Here is a 19,543-nt window from a genome sequence, read left to right as displayed (position 1 = left end):
AGCTATGGAAATTATTGATTGACAAGAAGATGAACCGGACCGAACTGAAAGAGGCCGCAGGGATCAGTTTCAATGTTCTGGCAAAGATGGGGAAAAGCGAATTTATCTCAATGGAAAGCCTGTGCAAAATCTGTACTGTGCTGGACTGTGATGTTGGTGATGTAATGGAGTTTAGGCATGGGGAAAATTCTTGATTATGTAATTAATTCAACTGCCCAATATATGGAACATATACCTAAAAAGCAGCGGAAATCATATGGACAGTTCTTTACCAGCAAGGAAACTGCTCAGTTTATGGCGGGTCTATTTAATGTGCCTGCTGATAAGACTGAAATTGCAATTCTTGATCCAGGTGCTGGCTCTGGGATTCTCTCCGCTGCGTTGATTGAGCGACTTCAATCGGTACCGGTATTACAAAAAATTCATCTCACTTGTTATGAAACCGATGAAAAAATCATTCAACTTCTAAAGAGTAATCTGGAATGGATTTGCCGGCAATCTGTTGTCTCTATCAAATATAAAATCATTTCTGAAAACTATATTTTAAGTCAAGCACTCGAATATAACCACATGATTGGGGCGAATCCAGCACCAGATAAATTTGATATGGTGATTGGCAATCCTCCCTATATGAAAGTTTCCAAAGATGCTCCAGAGGCCAAATCAATGGCAGACATCTGTTATGGTGCGCCTAATCTCTACTTCCTGTTTGCTGGAATGAGCCTCTTTAACACAAGAGAGCGTGGTGAACTGGTGTATATCATTCCACGTTCTTGGACTTCTGGAGCGTACTTTAAAAAATTTCGTCAAGAATTTTTACAGACAGGCGTATTAGAGCATATTCATTTATTTGTTAGCCGAGATAAGGTGTTTGAACAAGAAAACGTTTTACAGGAAACTATTATCATAAAAGTTAGGAAGACTTGTATAAAACCTCAAAGAATTCGTATTACAACTACCCAAGCTAGTGGTGATTTCCGTAATAAAACTGAATTTGATGCTCTTTATGAAACGGTAGTGTCTGGTAAAGATTCCTATGTGTACCTGGTGACAAACAAGCAAGAAATTGACGCATTAAATCAACTTAACCAATGGAGCAACACCTTACCCAGTATTGGCCTAAAAATGAAAACAGGATTGACCGTTGATTTTAGAAACCGTGAGGCACTGCGAGATACAGCAGAAAGCGGTGCGGTTCCTCTTTTCTTTGCACAGCATATTCAAGATGGTAAGGTTATTTTCCCGTCTGGAAAAGAGCATGAGTATTTAGTTACTAATCAACCTGGGCTACTCCAACAAAATACTAATTATTTGTTTGTCAAACGCTTTACAGCCAAGGAAGAGCATCGGCGGTTACAATGTGGTATCTATTTAGCCAAGAAGAATCCCGCTTATACAAGAATAAGCACACAGAACAAAATCAATTTTATATGTGGGTTGCAGGAACTTTCGGAATGTATCGTTTATGGGCTTTATGTGTTATTCAATTCCACTTTATATGATTGCTATTATCGGATTCTGAATGGTTCCACTCAAGTAAACTCGACAGAGATAAACTCTATGCCGGTTCCTCCTATGAGTATCATTGAAACAATGGGTAAAGAATTGATTAGAGTTAAGGATATGTCTGTAAAATCATGTGACAATATTCTAAGGAGCTATATATGAGCAAACTGGATGAGGCGAGAGACATTTTAGATGCATTACAGGTTCCTGCTAAGCAGCAGAATGTGATGTGTTGCTGTGTTTTGCTGGCAATGGCTGGACTTAAAGAGGATCAGTGCTGGGTCAATGCAACAAGCAACTGGATTCGTATACACGATGTGATCGCATTTGCAAGCGATAACTATGGCATTACATATGCAGAAAATAGCCGAGAAACTATTCGCAAACAAGCTATGCACCATTTTAGAAACGCTGCCTTTATTGAGGATAACGGAAAGGCAACAAACAGCCCCAACTATCGGTATCGCCTGACCGGTGAAATGGTAAAAATTATCCAGAGTTACGGTAGCGGAACGTGGGACGAGAATTTAGAGACCTTCCTAAACAACCACGAAACACTTATCTCACTCTATGCTTCTAAACGAACGGTGAGAAAAATGCCCGTGAAGATTAACGGTTCAGAGTTCACTTTTTCTCCGGGTAAGCACAATGAACTTCAAAAGGCCATTATTGAAGAATTTGCACCCCGTTTTGCACCTAATCCAGAGTGCCTTTATGTCGGAGATACGACTGAGAAAGACCTGGTAAAAAATGAGGGCAAACTACGTGAACTGGGATTCTCGATTACCCTGCATGATAAGATGCCAGACGTTGTACTTTACTCAGCAGAAAAGAACTGGCTATATTTTATTGAAGCTGTAACATCTGTTGGGCCTATGGAGCCAAAGCGTATTAAGGAAATCGAGGAAATGACCGCAGATGTTGCTGCTGGAAAAATATATGTGACTGCCTTCCTGGATTTTAAAACGTTTAAGCGGTTTTCAGAATCTTTAGCGTGGGAAACAGAAGCGTGGATCGCTGATATGCCAGATCATATGATTCACTTAAATGGAGATAAGTTCTTGGGTCCAAGAAACTGATATTGTTTTATCTTGTGACTTGTGAAAGGATATGATAAATATTTCTATTATTTTTTCTGAAAATCCAGAAAATGATCTTTGGCGGGAACTGCTTCAATTTACATACGAAGCGAATATAAGACGCTATCTGGACAGACATAACATATCCACTGATGAGAAAACAGTAAATTGTATTGTAGGTTCATTTTTGCAGGCAAACGCTTATTATGAGTCCGCCAAAGATGCTAGTCTTCAAATTGCACCTTTGCTTTTGTACTATGGCTCAACAAATCTTCTTTATGGAATGGCAAATTTGAAAAGTGGAAGCATAAATAAGATAAAAAATCACGGGATGAATATTATTATTCCCGATGAAATGGGTTTTATTGCAGATACAGAGGTCAGGTTTCTCAGCCCAGTTGATGGGGGAGTACATGTGGCGGCAAGGGCTATGGGATTTAATATGGACTTAACTGGGTTTGGTGATTGGAAATTAGAGGAATTTTTGGACTCTATTGCGGAAATTAGTTCTGATTTTATTCAATGCTATGCGGAAAAGGCAAGTTGCATTGCTACGCTTGATGCCTTTAATACTCCAGACGGCAAACTTGAAAAAATTTATTTTTCTGAGGAAACAAAAGGACGTTTAATTGCCCTTTTAAGTAATGTTGATGGTTTCGATAAATCTTATTTGCGCTTAACAGAGGCACAAGACCATGATACTGGGAAAAAATATTTTATTCTTCGGCACAAACTAACTGGGAAAAATATTAGTGAACTTTCCTTTTCGGGACAACCATATTTGAGAGCAGGACACAATAAAAACAATCGTCTTGTAACAGTTCCTACAGTGATAAATATGTATGTTTCTCTTTTTGTATTAGCCTCGTTATGTCGCTATTATCCAGAGCGTTGGAGCCCCTTTGTGCTTAAAGACACAACTGGTGAAAAGCTACTATTGGAGAAATTTTTATACTATGCAAGACGAATGATCCCGAATATTGTGCTTAATAAAATCGTTGATGACCAAGTACAATACACCTCTAGTAAATATGTGGAAACTAATACAATAAAGTTGGTGGGAGAACACCAGGTTCAAGAAATAGTCGAACGAAAGATTCGGGAGCAGCACGAAAAGCAGAGAATAACATCTTCTACTTCAATATAAAAAGGAGTTATTGTTTTGGACGGCGAAAAAAATGGGGCGACTAGCTTTAGGCAAGAAGTGTTTAGACTTTGTAAAAAGCTACAGAAAAATGAGACTGCGCAAAAAGTTAAATCAGTGATTTACAATTTGTCAGTGAGTGTTGAATCAAAAGAAACCGGCACAATAAAGAAAAATGCTCATGGCGATTTTTCGTATGTAGCACAGCATAGCAATACCGAGTTTCACGGATACTTATTTCTTGATGATAGTATAGGTGAAATTGATCTTCCGAAAATCTTGTCAGTGAATCACTTGTCAAGTGAAGAACGACTATTAATTGAGAGAGGTCATAGAACGCTAACTAGATTTGTTGAATTATGCTTATCTGACATTGAAGAAAAAGCTCATGTTGTAGCAGAATCCATGAACCCATATTTTCTTTATCGAGAGGTGAATGTTTCAGAAATGATTGAACCAATTGTTTCTGATGAGGAGCTGCTACCTGCAGTTATTGCATTTAAAAGTGGTGATGTATACAAAATGTTGCTTGCTTCAAATTTTACAAAATTATTTGAAAAAATAGATATTTCATCTATGAGAGTATTAGTTGGAACCGTAGAGAAAGAAGTTAACCAAAGCCTTGACGAAAATGAAACAAAAGACTTAAAGGAGTTTTCGCTGAGACTGGTTTCTAAATTAAACAACATTACCGATATAATGTTTGCATTTTCTATATTAATGTTTGCATTAAAGAAGTCTTTAGAGTTGTCGTGCCGCCTATTCTATAGGGCAATATGTGGAGTCGATTTGTTTGTTTTAAATGAAGAAAATATTATCAACATAGAAAAGGCTACAACTAATACAATATGCAAATTCTACAAGGTGTTTGCACAAGATTTACCTTTTGATTATACTGGAAGCGAAATGGGAAGTATCCTCTTAATTGATTGTGATACCCCTTATGGCTCTCATATACATGAATTCGGAATGGTTATAGCTGAAACAATAAATCTATTGGGCGAATTGGGACAGACTGCCAAATATTCTTTTGTAACTGTGAATGAGGAATTGATACATATTCATGAAATTACAGGAGAAATATTAAAAGTCGGTCTTCCTACTGTAGAGGCAAACCAATAGATTACGGCAACACTATGGCAACAAAAAATCAGATAGCCCAGACCATGTGGATAATGGAAACAACGTAAATAATCAGAGCCAAATCCCATAAGCAAAACTGTTTAGAACAAACCTGACAGGAGCGAGTGGGAATAGAAATTTGGGGTCTTTTCTGTCCGCAGAACCGTTGACCTGCTGCGGCTTTCTCAATGAACACTGGACCCGCGTCCATACCAACAATGCAATGCCATTGACCGCCCCATCGGGAAATTAGACGCCGCACCTGCCGGCGGCTTCTTCCAAGCCTCGGAAAGAACCAGAATGCTTGTGGGAGTTGGTTTTACTAACAGGGCTTGATGTCTGCGATTTGCAGACATCAAGCCCTGTTTGCTATTTGAGTAATTATATCTCTAAATTTTGTCTGATTTTCAGCCTTTGCCGTTTTGTCACTGTATCAGGTTTTTGCGACGCGTCAAAGGAGACTTGGAATTTTTGCGAAAACCAGTGCGGAATCGGGGTGCCTTACCCATTGGCCTCCTCTTCGGCGCCCTCCGTCTGGGCGAAGAAGATGGGATCAATCTCCCGGATCTCCCGGCGGACCTCATCCACCTGACTCCGCAGAGACGAAAAGGGCCCGTTCAGATAGTTCTCCAGCCGTTCCTCAAAGCGTTCTTTTGGGGCCGATGCACGTGCGCAGCAAATCACGGCCTTGATATACTCATACCCAGTGAGGACATAGTAATACGGAACGTCCGCGGTCTGGGCGACCTTGGCCAGCATTTCCTCGAGATTGACGGGCCGCTGGGGATGGGACTCAATATACTGTTTCTCCTCCTGAAAAAGCGCCTTGATGGGCAGGAGCAAAAAGGCGGAGAACGCGTCCGAGAGCATCTCGATATAACGCACAGAGAGGCGCGTATCGGAGCAGTGCTCCGGCCCCAGGGGCTCCCCAAGTATTTTTTTCATCCAGTGGTGTCCCAGCTCGTGGGCGATGACGTAATTTTTGCGGGAAGAAGAGATGCCCTCCTCCAGGTGGATGGTGGGCCCGTCGGGCAGGTCATAGTCCAGCTTGCCCATCAGCATGCCAATGGACGCTGCGGAATTGGCCGTTACATCCAGAATGCTGAGGTTACGCTCCCGGATCTTGAGATTCTCCAACTCCGCGATCTTACGAACTGGCACGGGCAGTGCGCCGTTGTATTCCTCCTCATGCTCCTGGCAACGGGTGCGGAGCTCCCGTGCTCCTGCACAGAGGATGAGATAAAGGGCGGAGACCTCTTCAAATGCGGAAAAAGGATTGGAAAAGCTGGCGGGGGTTCCTCCGCTATGCTGGTGATCACTCATAAACTGTATTCCTCCTGCTTGCACCGCCGCGGTGCCGGCTGTTGGGTATTTGAATCAGCCTATGTGCTCTGAGCCCGAAAGGTGATTCCGATACCTATCATATTCGTTCGGTCTGTTCATTATGTTTTACAAGCGCGCGCCAAAAAATCCGCAGAACGGTGCGCAGCCACAATTTCCACAATGTTTCGGTAAAAAGCCTCGTTCAATGCCAAAGCAGTTTCCCTCGAGATGCGGTTGGTACTGTGCTCTGCCACATAGTCGGCCAGCCGGAGGGTCTCAGGGAGCTTCCTCCACGGCTTGATCTTCTGCTGGCAATCATCAATAAAGAGTTCGCAGATCACCTGTTCCAGCCGGCCCCTGTCATAGTAAAACGCCTGGACGAGCGTCTCCACATTTTTGCTCTGGGAGAAAATGGTCGTCTGCTCCAACAGGCGCTGCAACTCGAAAGACGCCTCCTTAGCAGCCTTGGCGAGCGTCTCCTCGGACGCGCTGACGGTGAAGTATATTTGAGCCAGACATCTCTGGAATGTCTGGATATCCATCCGGGACAGATCGGAAAAACACTTCGGATTTAAATCCAATTTCGATCTTAAGAAGTGTTTCAGCAGCTCTCGGGGCGTCTCTTTGCACGGGATGCTCCGCATGTTGTGTTGCCAATCATCCAAGGCCAAACGGTGCGGCATGGGAAGATTTGTGATGAATTGCTTGCGGACCCGTTCATATTCCTGAAATTTATCCAGGAAGCTTTCGGCGCTGAAGCGCTGGGGCGAAGCATCTGACTTCGTGCCGGAGTCCTTTCCATCGTGGGAGGCCGAGGCATCTGACTCCGCGCCGGAGTCCTTTCCGTCATAGAAGGACATGTCCTCCCCCAGCTTGTCCAAAATATTTTCCGGCCGTTCCTCCATAAGATCTTTTAGACGTCCGGCGTCAAGGGGAATCAGCACTTTTGGAATAGAGTAGGCCGGGATGGGCTCCGGGTAGACGGTGCACATGGAGCTCACCGCCTCCTGGGATATGGCCAGGCAGTGCAGTGTCTCGCTCCAGACGGCCGTGGCAAAGCGGGCGCTGTTCTGATTGGCGCTTTGATCCCGCATGCACTCCAGCAGGCGGTACTGGGTCAGGGCATTGGTCTCAATCCAGCGGACGGAGGCAACCTCAAGGACATGGAGTTCATACAGGTAGCTCTGGTAGGAGGACCGGCCGCTGTCGGGAGTGTAGTGCTGTGTGTAGAATTGGGCGGTGGGAATATTTTGAACAAGCCAGCGGGCCAGATTTTCCTGATAACGCAGAATAGCTTCATCCCAGTTGTTTGCGCGGTACGACGATGTGGACACCGGCTTGGCGGAGTTGGCGGCCTTCTGCACCTCCTCCTCAAATTTATCAGGCTCGGTGCGGAATTGAAGAATCCGGTATTTTGTGTCGTCCTGACTGGACGGGCCCTCACGAAGCGAAAAAACAGCATACCGGTGGTTGGAGGAGAAGAGCTCGGCCAAAGTGGTCATATTGCCGCTGTCGTTCAGACCGTTGTCTCCCCAAATGTCAATCAGGACCCAAAAAAACGGACATGCTTTCTGGAAAGCCTGCATTCTCTGTAAACGGATAATTGGCCTATCGTCTTTTTCCCACAGGGACTCGGCCAAATCAGAATCCATATCCCTCAGAGCCCTGTCCCAGGGACATTCCCGCATGGGCCGGATTGTTCCGGCCCCGCAGGTCTGAAAATTCACCACCAAGTCCGTATGAAGCAGCATTTTTGCCAGGAACAGCAGCAGGATCATAGAGGTCATCCGCCTGCCGATCTGGAGACTTTCCTCCTGGGACAAAGGTGTGTTCAGATCGCAGAGTGCGTTGATAGAATCCTTCATCGTCCGATGGATCTGATCAATCGGAGCGGGCTTTTCCGCCCCGGTCTCCGCCGAGGCCTCATAGGGGTCGCTCGCCATATGGAGGAACACCCGCCGGACCGTTTTCATCACAGCCGCGCCCACCGTCTGCGAGAAAAACGTCTTTCCCTCCTCGGTGAGGTAGTGACGGTTGAGCTGGAGAATGTCGGCGGTGCGTTTGTTCTTGAGATCGACAAAGTCCAACAGGTCCAGATTGTTTGTAAACGGAATTGAATCGGACATCTTGATGCCCTTGTAGTAGAGCGGGATGCTCCGCTGGGGGGAACCGCCCTCCCGCCCCTCCATAATTTCGCAGAACCGGGCGGCGCTGAAGGTGGCGAAGGCGCCCACGTCGTCGCACCAGACGTGGAGCTTGCCCTCGTCCAGGTCGAGACAATAGCGGTCCCCGCTGTCTGGCCGGTTGCAGATGCAGTTCTCCTTCTTTTCGGTGTCCGGCAGCAGGGCCCAGGAGAGGGCGGAGCCCTGATGGGCAGGGGAACGGATCTCCTTCTGGCCGCCGCTTCCCCTCAGCGCGTAGGTCAGTTCAAACCGCAGGCTGCGGGAATCCGCCAGCATTTTGCCCAACCAGGGATGCACCTGGTCGGAAAACAGATTTTCCACCTCCACCCGCAGCGGGAACAGGCGCTCTCCCAAGATATCGTTGAGAAACATCACCATCTGTACCAGGAGTTCCTCTGCCTCGTGGAGCTCTTTCTCCGCCTCAGTGGCAACAAAGGGGTCGTAGGAGACCTGGGACCCCGGGAAGATGGACGGGTCGGTGTTTTTCTGCTTGCTGGACACGTCAATGGTGACCTTGGTACCGAAGGGGAGGGTAGCGGCATTAGACAGGCTGGTGGTGTTGATAATGCCGTCCTCGCTGCCGGTCATGGAGGAAAAACGGATATCGTATGCCTCTCCGGTCTTGGTTCTGGTTCTCATATGGAAATGGTCCGCCGCCAGGAAAATAGACTGCAGACCAATGCCGAAGGAGCCTGTAGGGTAGAGCACATCTGGCATGTGGGCTTTGAGGTTCTGCCTATCCTTGGATTCCGTTCCCAGGTTGGCGATAAAGGAGAGGTCGCTCTCTCCGATGCCGATGCCGCAGTCCTGCACCTCCACCCGCACACCGAAATTGTGGTAGGGGGAGCGCGCAAAGTTGTCCATAATGTCGGCGGCCTTCGCCGCCGTGGCCGGAGGGTCATATGCGTTTTCACCCGTGGCGGAGCAGACAGTCAGCTTCACCACCACCGGGTAATGCTCCAGGGGGAGCCGCTTGGCGGCATCGAAGAGCACCTCGCTGCCTCCGCGTCCAGACGTCCGGACAGCACCGAACGACCCGTTGTCCCGCGGGGACAGCAGGCCAAGATAATCCTTCCAATACTGCAGTTTTGTGGCATCGAAGGCGTTCTGGAGGATCTCTCTGAGGAACACCAGCTTGTGCATGTAGATGTTGGAGCCCTCCAGCAGGGAGAACGCCTTTTTTTGGGAGATGCGGAAGCTGGCGTTGATGAGCTGCGGGGGAATCCTCGCCCCCTGGACCGTCATCTCGCTGAGCTCAAAGGAGGGAAGCATCCCAGGCAGGTCCTCCGGGGCAATCTCGCTCCAGTGGTAGCTGGCGTTGCGCAGGATCTGGTCGATCCCCCGGCACTCCGCCTGGATCAGCCGGGAGACGCCGTGGTCCTCACAGTTCGCCCGCACCTCGATCTTGCGGTCGCTGATGCACAGCATCCGGATGGACTCGTGCTTTTTCAGGTGCTTTTTTGTCTCGGCGCTGAGCTGTCCGGAGAACTCCTCCATCAAAAAGGGGAAACGGCCGCAGTCCATGTCCAGCGCGTCCCCAAGCTGCAGCATGACCGCCACGAACCGGGGATGCAGCTTGTCCGACGCTGCGCCGTCGTCCTCAAAGGGGAGCTTCAAAATCTCGTCGAACTCCCACACCGTGTGCAGCGCCGCACACTCGGCGATCCAGTAGAAGATCCGGTTGGAGATATCCGACACGCAGAACTGCTCACTGAGGCGGGATTTCGGGGAGGTCAGCGTCTCCTGGAGCCGGCGCTGGGCGATCTGCCCATGCTCGGCCCGTTGGTACATGGTCAAAAGCTCGGTCATTGCGTGGTAGATTTTCAAATTCTTCCGCAGCGTGCGGTGGTATGTCTCCTGCTCGGTGAGGAGCCGGTCCGGCTGGACCTCCTCGGGACAGCAGCCCTTGATCAGCTGGACATAGGCGGCCAGCATCTGATCCGACCCCTGGGAAACGCGCTCCAGCATCTCCAGGAACTCCGGAGAGGAGACAATCTTCTCCCGGTCCGCGTCCGTAATGCACATCCCAATGTCGTGCTCGTACGCCACATGCAGTAAGGCGAACGCATCAGTCGCGCTGAGGCGTTTAATGCGCTCTTCGCCCAAAATGCGCTCCATATTGCGCAGCACGGAGGTGGAGTGGCTCTCGTCATGGCGGCTGTACATGGGGAAAGAAACCAGCGTCCAGCGCAGGAGCTGCTCCAACATCCGCTTGTTGTGACACCATGTGGTCCACAAGACCTCGTGCTGGATATCGTGCTCGGGGTGGTTCTTGTATGCCATTAACTGCCGCTCGATGGTGAAGGGCATGTGAATATGGCCGTACTGGCCCATGGATTCCGTCATACAAGATCACTTCACTCGTCTTAAAATTTTGATGGACATAATAAATCACGAATATTATACCGGAAGGCTCTTCTAATGTCAATCTGTTTGAAAAGGCAAACCTCGAAAATATGGGGATAAAATCAGCTTCATTTTGTCACCGCTTTCCGGATATTTTGAGCGGAAACGGGGACCGATGCCGCCCCCCCTGCCACGGCGGGGACCGGCATTGTCCGGCTGCCTCCAGATCCACCGGACCGAACGCAGGCCGAAAACTGCCAGCTCTCCCAAGTGGGACGGAGAGGACCGCATTCAGCGGGTGGTCTTCAATGCCGGCAATGCGAAGATTGACGCCGCCCTCAACGAGGCAGAGGCCCGGGAGGCCGGGGACGCCGCCCTGGCGGCTCTTCTCAAACGCTGTCTCTGCACCACCAGCTATCAGGGCAACGGAGATACACGTCAGCCCAGCACCACCGTTACCTTTCCCGCCAGACCCCTGGTGGTGATCGTCAGCGGGCCCGAGCAGTACCTGTTTGTGACGTACGGCAGCAGCTGGGGGATCGGGGAGGTCAAGAACACGATACAGAACATAGATATTCCGTATTCATTCAACGGGAATTCCCTCACCTTCACCCACACGCAACACCTCCGGAAGTATACGTACAAGGCCTCTGCGATTTTACAGCCGTGAGGAAATGGGGAAAACCCCCGGGCGAAAGCCCGGGGGTTTTGCTTTGGAGGTTGGGTTATGCGATAGAGCTGCGGGAATCAGGCTTTGCCGAAGCTGAGGCTCACGCTGATGTCGCTACTCGTAACCGCATACTCCGCCTTTGCCGGGGTAGTAGTGTCCACACTTTCCTCAGCGTTGGTCAGGCCGCTGGTGGAGGTGTTCAGGGTGATGTTCTCGCCACTAGCTGCGCTGGCCTCGGCCTCAACCTTCAGCAGAGTGCCGGCCTTCACATACACGGTAGTGCTCTTGGCAATGTTGGCGGTGGTGGCAGGAGCGGCGCCAAAGTCGTAGCTCGCATGGACGTCAGCAGACATCACCACCTCAACAACGCTGGTCAGGTCGATGACACCATCGGAGTCGGCATCGTCCGCGGCGGCATAGGTATAGGTCCAGAAGCCGAAGCCCGCATTTACCTTACCGGCGGCAGCGGTAGCGTTGTTGATCAGCTGAGCGGCGGGGAAGTGATCGCTGCCTGCCGCAACAGTGCTCTGCTCACTTACAAACTTCGCACCGGCAGGAGCCTGGAAGTCCACAGTGCCGGCGCCGATGACGCCCACGTTGGCGCCATCCAGGCGGACCAGTTTGCCGGTTACCACGGTGAGTGTCTCCGTGCCGGAGCCGATCACGGTGTAGGTGGCGCTGAGGTCCCTGGCGGGAGCAGCCTGCGGTCCAAAGGCGTCGCCGGCGTTATCCTGCCACTGCTGATAGTTGGCGGGATCAGCGTCCTTGTTCAGGGTCAGAACCAGACCCTTGCGGGCGTAGTTGCCGCTTCTGAAGGTCTGCGTCGCGTTGCCGCTGTCCTTATAGGTGATGCTGTCCGCAGCGGCGGCAGTCACAACGTTGGCAGTGTAGATATTGACGTTGGCATTCGCGGTGATCTGGGTACTTCCCATACTGCCAGCGGCCACGGCACTGCCGTTAGCGGTGAGCGTGCCAGTGGTCAAGTTGTAGTCGGGATTGGTGGCTTTGGCATCTTTATCCACCAGATAGTCGCCGTCATCGGGCAGCAGGCCCACCAGGGCAGTGCCGCTCAGGGCAGTGCCGGCGGGCACCATCCCGCCAACCTGCTTTTCATCCACCATGATCTTGACCATGGGCCGGGGAGCGGCCTTGGCGTTGGCACCGAAGGTGGTGCCGTCATCCAGAACCATGTTGTTGTTGACGGGATAGTTGTAGCTCTTGACCGTCATGCCGGTGTACTTCTCCATGGCCTGGATAATCAGGCTGCGGATCTGGGTGTCGTCCAGGTCGTCCCTGCTGCCGTCGTTGGGGTCATAGAACTCCACAACGAAGCTGCCGCCGCCGTTGTTAATGACAGTGGCGTTGGGGAGCTGGCCGCCGGAAGTGGTGCCGGCATGCAGTTCCTCATCGGTCTTGAACACAACCCAGGCAGCCGCGCCGCGGTCGTTCATCACAGCGATGACCTCGCCGTCGAACTCCAGAGCGGTGGTGTCCTTGTCCTTGTCGGCAATGTGCTTCAGAGCGGTCTCAACAGAGGCAAACTCGGTCAGAACGTCCTTCTTGTTGTACTCTTTCTGGATCACAATGGCCCTGCAGTCAGAGGCCAGAGCCAGGCCCTCGTCATACTGGCCGGTGGTGATGTACAGGGTGCGGCCCTGCAGGAACAGCTCGCTGGGAATGCTGTCGTAGTAGTGGGCAACGCCTCTGGCGTCCACCCAGCCCTTGTCGTTGGCCGCAGCGCGGATCACGTTCATGCGGTACGCTTTGGCGTCACGCAGATCCAGCTGCTCGGTGGCGGGCACGGTGGTGCGCTTGCCGGTGGGAGCCGCAGCGCCGGTGGTGACGCTGGAAGCGCCCTTCAGAGCGGGAGTGCTGGTGCCGGGATAGCGGTTGCCGTAGAAGTTGTAGATATCCTTCTCGTCGATCTGCTTCACGTCGACAACGTACTCGTCAGCGTCGAAGCGGAGCTCCACCAGGCCGTCGTTGAGGTTGCTGGTAGCGCCGGTGATCATGTCGCCGCCCACGGACTCAGCGTCGATGGTGGCCTTGGTGTTGGCGTCGAACATGTCATACTTGCTCTTGGCAGTCAGGGTCTGCTTGGTGCCGTTCAGAATGGCATCGAACTCCCAGTAATAGATGCCGTCCTCGAGGCGCTCGCTCTTTGCCCCGCTGATGACATAGGCCAGAGTGGCGCCGGAGCCCTTGGCCTCACCCACGGCGATGGCCGCGATCATGTAGTGGTCGCCGTCATACACGGTGTAGATCTGGGCCTCCTCGGCGTCGATCAGATCCTCGATCTCGATCTCGATGTTCTGCACGCCGGTGTAGACGCCGTCCACCTCAGTGATGGCGCGGGCGCCGCCGGAGGTATCGGACTCGTCCAGGCCGACGGTAATGAACACGGTGTCGTCCTCACCGTAAGAACGCTCGTTCTTGGTGGCGGTGTACTGGGGCAGGGTCGGGCTCCGGCCATTGTCGGCAGTATGGCCGTCCATGTGATAGAGGTAAGCGTCTTCCACATAGACGTTGTCGTCCACGTACAGGTTGTCGGTGCGGATAACGGTGTCGTCCTGAGTGTACTTGGTGGCGGTCATGCGCACGCAGGGCTTCAGGGTGTAGACGCCGTCGGCGGTGACACTGTAGGTGAACCAGCGGTTGTACCGGTAAGAACCGTCAATGCCGGGCAGGTTCTGGTTGTTCCAGCTGGTGAAATACTGATAGGAATCGAAGGCATTGCCGGCGGCCTCGGCAGCAGCGCCCTTGGTGTTGGCGGCGGCAATGTTGTCGTTGGTGGCCTTCACATTGACGGTGATATTCTGCATCGTGCCGTCCAGGAAGATGCCGTTGGCCTTGGCGGTGCTGATGGACAGGTTGCTGGTGGGCCGGTCGAACCCGGTGATGAACACGTAGTTCTTGGCGCCCTCATACAGCTCCAGACCGATGAAGTAGCCGTACCGGTCCATATAGACGTTATAGGTCTTGTCGGTCAGCAGGGTCTGGTCGTAATCGTTCAGGGCGTCGTCGCTGAAGAAGGCGCGCATGGAGGCCTTGTACTCAGTGCCGCCCACGGTGACCTTGCTGGCCACGGTCTTCTCAGTCTTGGAGAACTTGGTGATTGCGCTCTCCTCCATGATGTCGGGATCATTGAGGATAACGACCTCGCCCTTGTCCTCGTTCTTGAAGGTGATGTTGACCAGCTTGTAGTCGCCTTCCCTGATGTCCTCGACGGTCTTCACATCTTCAACGTCCACGTTCCAGGTGGTCTTGGTGGTCTTCTTGTTCTCGGTCGTGCCGGTCAGGCCGGTGTAGACCTCGACAGGAGCGTACTCCTTGGACTCGCTGTAATCAGCCAGCGCCTTGCCCAGGAAGGTGTCGATGGAGGTGATGGTGATGACCTCGCCGTCCTTGTCCAGGAAGACCTCGGTGAGAACGCCGTTATTGGTGATGCCCACGTCGTCCTTGTTGGAGCGGACCAAATCGGCCTTCTCGATGTCGGAATCCGCGTCGACCTTCTTGCTGGCATAGGCGGCGGAGTTCATGGGATGGGTGTCGCTGGGGACACGGCCGTTGACATAGTACACCAGCTCGTTGTCCTTGATGGCGGCGGCGCCCAGCAGATCGTACAGGTCGCGGCCGGACACGCCGGAGGTGTAGCGCTCCACCAGGAGCTCCCAATCCACATAGGTGCCGATCTCTTCCTTGTCATAGATCCAGGTGTAGGCAGGACGCTCGAACATGTCGCGGTCCTTGCGCTTCTCCAGCTTGTTGAAGTACTCCTCAGCGAACTGGATCAGGTTGTCGTTGCGGATGTAGTCGTAACGGCTCTGCTGAGAGTTCCAGCTGCGGCTCTTGGCGCCGCCGGAGGACAGGGTGACCTCGGTACCGTTGATGTTGGTGGTCAGGCGCTGGCCGTATTCCACCAGGTCGGCCTGCAGGGTGTTGAAGGCATACAGGCAGGCCTCCTCACGGGTCACGGCCTTGATGCCGTTGAACTCGTCAACCAGGCCCTTGTTCAGGCCGATGCCGAGGGCCTGCTTGGCCACGTTGATGGACCAGTTGGCGCCCACATAGCTCTCCAGAGCGGCGTCATAGCCCAGGGCGCCCAGCAGCATTTTCATGAAGGCGTAGCCGGTCAGGGTGCCGCCGGGACGGAAAGAGCCGTCCGCGTAGCCGCTGATGATGCCGCGGCTCTGGCAGTAGGCAATGTAGCCGGCGAACTCGCTGTTGGCGGGCACGTCCCGGTAGGGGGCGGTGTCCGCGTGCAGCTCAGCGGCGGTGGTGGGACCCAGGATCAGGTTGCAGATGATCTTCGCGGCAGCCTGACGGGTCAAGGTGTTTGCGGGCTTGAAGTCGCCGCCGGCGTAGCCGTCGACCACTCCAATCTCGGAGATCACGGCCACGGCTTCATCATAGGTGATGACGTCGTTGTCCGTGAAGTCCTTGGCCCCGGCGCTGACGGTCACGAGGCTCATGACCATAACCAGCGTCAGGACCAGAGAGAGAAATCTCTTCATGGGGTATCCTCCTTTTTTATTTTTGCGAACCGTCCGCCGGGTGCTTCGGAAACCGTCCAGGCTTCGTGCCGGGGCTAGCTCCCCGCCGCCGGGCCTGTATCCGGCGACGGGGTCCGGCACCAGGCCGGGAAGAGCGCCGGAGCGCCTGCCGGCCGCTTCGCAGGATCAATTTATCAGCCCAAATCCGGTCTGTCTACGATTTCGGGCCTTTTGTTAAGAAGGTGAAAAACGTGCTACAATGCGCTTTTGAAGTTTGTCAGGAGGGGATAACAAGCCCCGGCTTCTTCCAGAAATTGGGACCTACTCCGCCTTCCGCGCCTCCGGCGGGGGGAGGAAGTATTTCTGCCCGTCCTGGGCCAGGGCCCCGGCGGCCACCATGCGCTTTAAGAGGAGGGTGCACTGGCGGGGCTCAATGTGCAGCAGGCCGCAGATATCCTGCCGGTAGGCGAAGCCCGCCCGCTCCAGATAGGTCACTATGGCGGCGGGCTGCTCCTCCGGCGGCACCACCGTGCCGGGGAGGTAGTACTTGCCCCCCACCCGGATCAGCCGTCCCAGGTCCGTCAGCCGCCGCAGGCGGCCGTAGACGGCGGTCTTGGACAGGCCCAGCAGGGCCATGACCTCCCCCCGGGAGACGGCCCCCCGCTGGGCGGCCAGGTCCAGGATGCGGACATCCTCGTCCTCCCGGGTCTCGTCCCGCCGCAGGTCCCGCAGAGAGACGTGCTCCATCCCGCCCCGGATCAGCGCCGCCCGGGTGATGCGGGACAGGCGGGGCAGGTCCAGGGGGCGGCGGGAGTGGGCGGTCAGCATCACGTGGGGGTCACAGCCCGCCTGACGGCGCCGGGTGTCCAGCAGCAGGCGGTGGACGGCGTTGGTCAGGGGAGCCTCCCGGTCCGGCAGGCGGAGGACGTTCTCCCCAAAGTCCACCTGGTCCCAGGTCAGGGAGATGATCTCCACGGCCTGGAGTCCCATCTGCCAGGTGAGCCACAGGGCCAGGCCCGCGGGCGTGTCCCGCTCGGCCTGGAGGACCTTCCACAGCTTGAACTCGTCTACCCGGGGGGCTTCCGCCCGCCCGGCGGGCTTTTTCTCCGCCACAAAGGCGGCGAACCGGGCCTGGAGGGCGGGCACCTCCACGCCGCTGAGCCGGGCCACCGTGGGCCAGTCCTGGGTCTCCAGCTGGCGGATGATCCAGTCGTGGCGCAGGTCCATCAGCCGGACCCCCGTCTGGCCGCCCCGGTCCAGGGCCATCCGGGCCAGGCGGGAGATGGACTCCGGCCGCAGGGGCCTGCCGCCCCGGCTGGAGGCCGCCACAAAGGGGCACGCCTCCGCATACTGCTCGTGACAGCGCCAGAGGTGGGACCGAAGCTCCGCCGACAGGGGGATCATTCGGTCCGGCAGCTCCAGGCGGCTGTCCAGGAAGGAGACCTGTTCCCAGCGCAGCTGGGCGATTTCGTCCCGGGTCAGGCCCGCCAGCCACGCCAGGCGAAGGACGACGCCCTCCGGTCCGGAGCACCCCCGGTCCAGGATACGCCCCATGGCGGCCCTGTCGGGCCGGACAACAACATATTCCCGCACGGCGGCCTCCTTTCCCGGCAGCTTTGTTTGTTATCATTGCATGACAAATCAGGCGGATTTGTGGAAAAATCCGCCAATTGCGAAGCGCGGCTCCGAGGGAACTCAGCCGCCGGCCTTCCGCTGAGCCGCAGCCCGGACGCCGGTCAGGTCCCAGCAGCCGTGGGGCGTAATCAGCCCGCCGGAGAGGCGGCCGTCCTGAATGGTAAAGATGGCGTCATAGGGCTCCAGGTCCACCGGTGAACGCAACGTGCCCGAGATGAAATACTTTCCGCTCTCCAACAGGCTGCCGGAGAAGCGGTTGCGGTGGCCCAGAAGGCTGAAGCTGCCGGAGACGGCCTGGTTGTCCTCCTGCAACAGCAGTTCGCCGGCCCGGGGGCCCAGCTGGCTCTGCAGAACGACGATATAGAAAAGCTTTTTCACAAAATCACTCCTGTGCAGCAAATTATAGCGTGGGATAGGCTTTCCAAAAACAGTCACATTTTGTCAAAACGTCTGTTTTATGACAAACCCGTGTAAACTGTCAAAAAACGCGGACAGGTTTTCCTGTCCGCGTTTCCCGCGCTTTTCAATGAGACCTTGTTTGAAAAATGGCCTACTCCGGCTGTCTCCACCGGGGAAAATTCTGCCACATCGCCCCCAGCGCCCGCTGCTGCACCGATTCCTCCATACAGGCCGTCAGGGCCTCGGGAGACTGCCGCAGGTCGCCGCAGAGCCAGCCGTCCAGCAGACCCAGAAACATGGTTTCCAGGCAGGCCCCCTGCCCGGAGGACAGCGCCTCCCCGCCGCACCGGCAGCGGTAATAGACGGAGGTCTGTTCCAGCAGGCGGGTGATGGCGCCGCCGAACATCCGCTGCAGGCCGGGACGCCCCAGGGCCTTCCGGATGGACAGACAGTAGTCCTGGTTCGCGGAGATGCAGCGCAGCAGATCCTGAAAGGCCTGTTGCCATGTCAGGCAATTCTCCTGCCGGGCGGCCAGGGCCGCCCGCTCCTGTTCCACGGACCAGGCAAAGAGGTCGTACACATCCGTGAAGTGGTAGTAAAAAGACTGCCGCCGGATGCCGCAGAGCTCCGTCAGCTCCCGGACCCGGATCTGGTCCGGGGCTTTTTCCCGCAGCAGCGTCCGCAGGGCCAGGTCCAGCTGGGATTTTGTTCTGTCTCTCACCTCTGGCATGGAAAATACCTCCTGTCCTCTTTGGGATAAGGATACCTCTATTTTCCACTTTTCGTCAAGATATGACCGGATTCCGGTCGTGGCTGTTCCTGAATCAGCAAAAGCACGGCAGGGAAAACCAGCGCGGAGCGGCGGAAAAAGGTCCGCCGTTTGGGCATTTTGGCATTTTTCAAACAAGGCCTGATAAAAAATTTTTGAATATTTTCTCCGGCGTCTTGACCACGGCCCGGGGGACACAGTAAAATAACGATGACAGCAATTTGAATTCGGAGGAAACGGCGCCGGCTTCGCGAGAGCCGCCGCCGGGAGGAACAGATGACAGAACAAAACCGGGGCGTGGAGGAAATCCTGCTTTCCACAGCCTATCCCTTTTGGGACCGGCTGACGGCAGAGGAGCGGGCAGAGCTCCTGGGAAGCGCGGCCATGGCGGCCTACAAAAAGGGGGAATATGTCCACCGCTCAGACATGGGCTGCACGGGGGCGGTTTTGGTGCTCTCCGGGCTGCTGCGGGTTTACATTGTCTCCGAAGAGGGGCGGGAGGTGACGCTGTTCCGCATTCACCAGGGGGAGCCCTGTGTGCTGGCGGCCTCCTGCCTGCTGGAGGCTGTCCAGTTCGACCTCTTCATTGAGGCGGCGGAGGATGTCCGGGCCATTGTGATCCCCGCCGGCGTGCTGCGCCCCATTATGGAGAGCAACCCCTATGTGGGGCTGTACATGTACCGCCAGGCCACGGAGCGGTTTTCCGACGTGATGTGGATGATGCAGCAGATCCTGTTTATGGGGGCCGACCGCCGGGTGGCCATCTTTTTGTGGGAGGAGACGGCGGGCAAGGGCCAAAAGGCGCTTCGGATGACCCACGACGAGATCGCCCGGAATATCGGCAGCGCCAGGGAGGTGGTCTCCAAGGTGCTGA

Annotated in this window: 13 protein-coding genes; 7 read left to right on the top strand and 6 right to left on the bottom strand. The window is 54.2% G+C overall.

Features of this window, described 5'->3' with window-relative positions:
• The 5 genes from QZ326_RS04790 to QZ326_RS04770 all read left to right on the top strand — a co-directional run.
• The coding region (locus QZ326_RS04790; RefSeq protein WP_295741925.1) for a helix-turn-helix transcriptional regulator at window positions 1-194 on the top strand (194 nt) is incomplete at its 5' end.
• A complete protein-coding gene (locus QZ326_RS04785) occupies window positions 178-1,668 on the top strand; it encodes an Eco57I restriction-modification methylase domain-containing protein (protein WP_295741922.1) in 1,491 nt (496 codons plus the stop codon). The genes QZ326_RS04790 and QZ326_RS04785, both read left to right, overlap by 17 nt.
• Window positions 1,665-2,585, top strand: a complete 921-nt coding sequence (locus QZ326_RS04780; RefSeq protein ID WP_295741920.1) for a BsuBI/PstI family type II restriction endonuclease — start codon at window positions 1,665-1,667, stop codon at window positions 2,583-2,585. The genes QZ326_RS04785 and QZ326_RS04780 overlap by 4 nt, the downstream gene beginning before the upstream one ends.
• Before the next feature lie 31 nt (window positions 2,586-2,616).
• A complete protein-coding gene (locus QZ326_RS04775; protein ID WP_295741916.1) occupies window positions 2,617-3,732 on the top strand; it encodes a YaaC family protein in 1,116 nt (371 codons plus the stop codon).
• Between the two features lie 15 nt (window positions 3,733-3,747).
• Window positions 3,748-4,851: a CagZ protein gene (locus QZ326_RS04770; protein ID WP_295741913.1), complete on the top strand. Its 1,104-nt coding sequence runs from the start codon at window positions 3,748-3,750 to the stop codon at window positions 4,849-4,851.
• 501 nt (window positions 4,852-5,352) lie between these two features.
• On the opposite strand, the gene QZ326_RS04765 is transcribed toward QZ326_RS04770, so the two are convergent.
• Complete coding sequence (locus QZ326_RS04765; RefSeq protein ID WP_295741911.1) at window positions 5,353-6,174, bottom strand: ImmA/IrrE family metallo-endopeptidase; 822 nt, start codon at window positions 6,172-6,174, stop codon at window positions 5,353-5,355.
• A 119-nt stretch (window positions 6,175-6,293) separates the two neighbouring features.
• Entirely contained in the window at window positions 6,294-10,703 is a 4,410-nt protein-coding gene (locus tag QZ326_RS04760; RefSeq protein ID WP_295741909.1) for a hypothetical protein, read from the bottom strand.
• A 208-nt stretch (window positions 10,704-10,911) separates the two neighbouring features.
• Between QZ326_RS04760 and QZ326_RS04755 the strand changes: the two genes are divergently transcribed.
• On the top strand, window positions 10,912-11,373 hold the full coding sequence (locus QZ326_RS04755; protein ID WP_295741906.1) for a hypothetical protein: 462 nt from the start codon (window positions 10,912-10,914) through the stop codon (window positions 11,371-11,373).
• A 77-nt stretch (window positions 11,374-11,450) separates the two neighbouring features.
• On the opposite strand, the gene QZ326_RS04750 is transcribed toward QZ326_RS04755, so the two are convergent.
• The 4 genes from QZ326_RS04750 to QZ326_RS04735 all read right to left on the bottom strand — a co-directional run bounded on the left by QZ326_RS04750 (window position 11,451) and on the right by QZ326_RS04735 (window position 18,630).
• Window positions 11,451-15,887, bottom strand: coding sequence for an S-layer homology domain-containing protein (locus QZ326_RS04750; protein WP_295741903.1), 4,437 nt, complete (start codon window positions 15,885-15,887; stop codon window positions 11,451-11,453).
• A 300-nt stretch (window positions 15,888-16,187) separates the two neighbouring features.
• Window positions 16,188-17,459 carry a type IV toxin-antitoxin system AbiEi family antitoxin domain-containing protein gene (locus tag QZ326_RS04745; RefSeq protein ID WP_295741900.1) on the bottom strand — a complete coding sequence of 424 codons (1,272 nt, stop codon included), beginning with the start codon at window positions 17,457-17,459 and terminating at the stop codon, window positions 16,188-16,190.
• A gap of 102 nt (window positions 17,460-17,561) precedes the next feature.
• Window positions 17,562-17,879 (bottom strand): hypothetical protein, encoded by a 318-nt coding sequence (locus tag QZ326_RS04740; protein ID WP_295741897.1) that lies wholly within the window; start codon window positions 17,877-17,879, stop codon window positions 17,562-17,564.
• A 172-nt stretch (window positions 17,880-18,051) separates the two neighbouring features.
• Window positions 18,052-18,630, bottom strand: a complete 579-nt coding sequence (locus QZ326_RS04735) for a hypothetical protein (RefSeq protein WP_295741895.1) — start codon at window positions 18,628-18,630, stop codon at window positions 18,052-18,054.
• A 315-nt stretch (window positions 18,631-18,945) separates the two neighbouring features.
• On the opposite strand from QZ326_RS04735, the gene QZ326_RS04730 reads away from it, so the two are divergent.
• Window positions 18,946-19,543: Crp/Fnr family transcriptional regulator (locus QZ326_RS04730; protein ID WP_295741892.1), on the top strand; the 598-nt coding region annotated here is incomplete at its 3' end.

The sequence above is a fragment of the uncultured Oscillibacter sp. genome (genome assembly GCF_910587525.1).
In the GTDB taxonomy this organism is placed as follows: Bacteria; Bacillota; Clostridia; order Oscillospirales; family Oscillospiraceae; genus Oscillibacter.
Note: the sequence above shows the minus strand (reverse complement) of the source record. Positions and strands in the feature narration are given on the sequence as shown.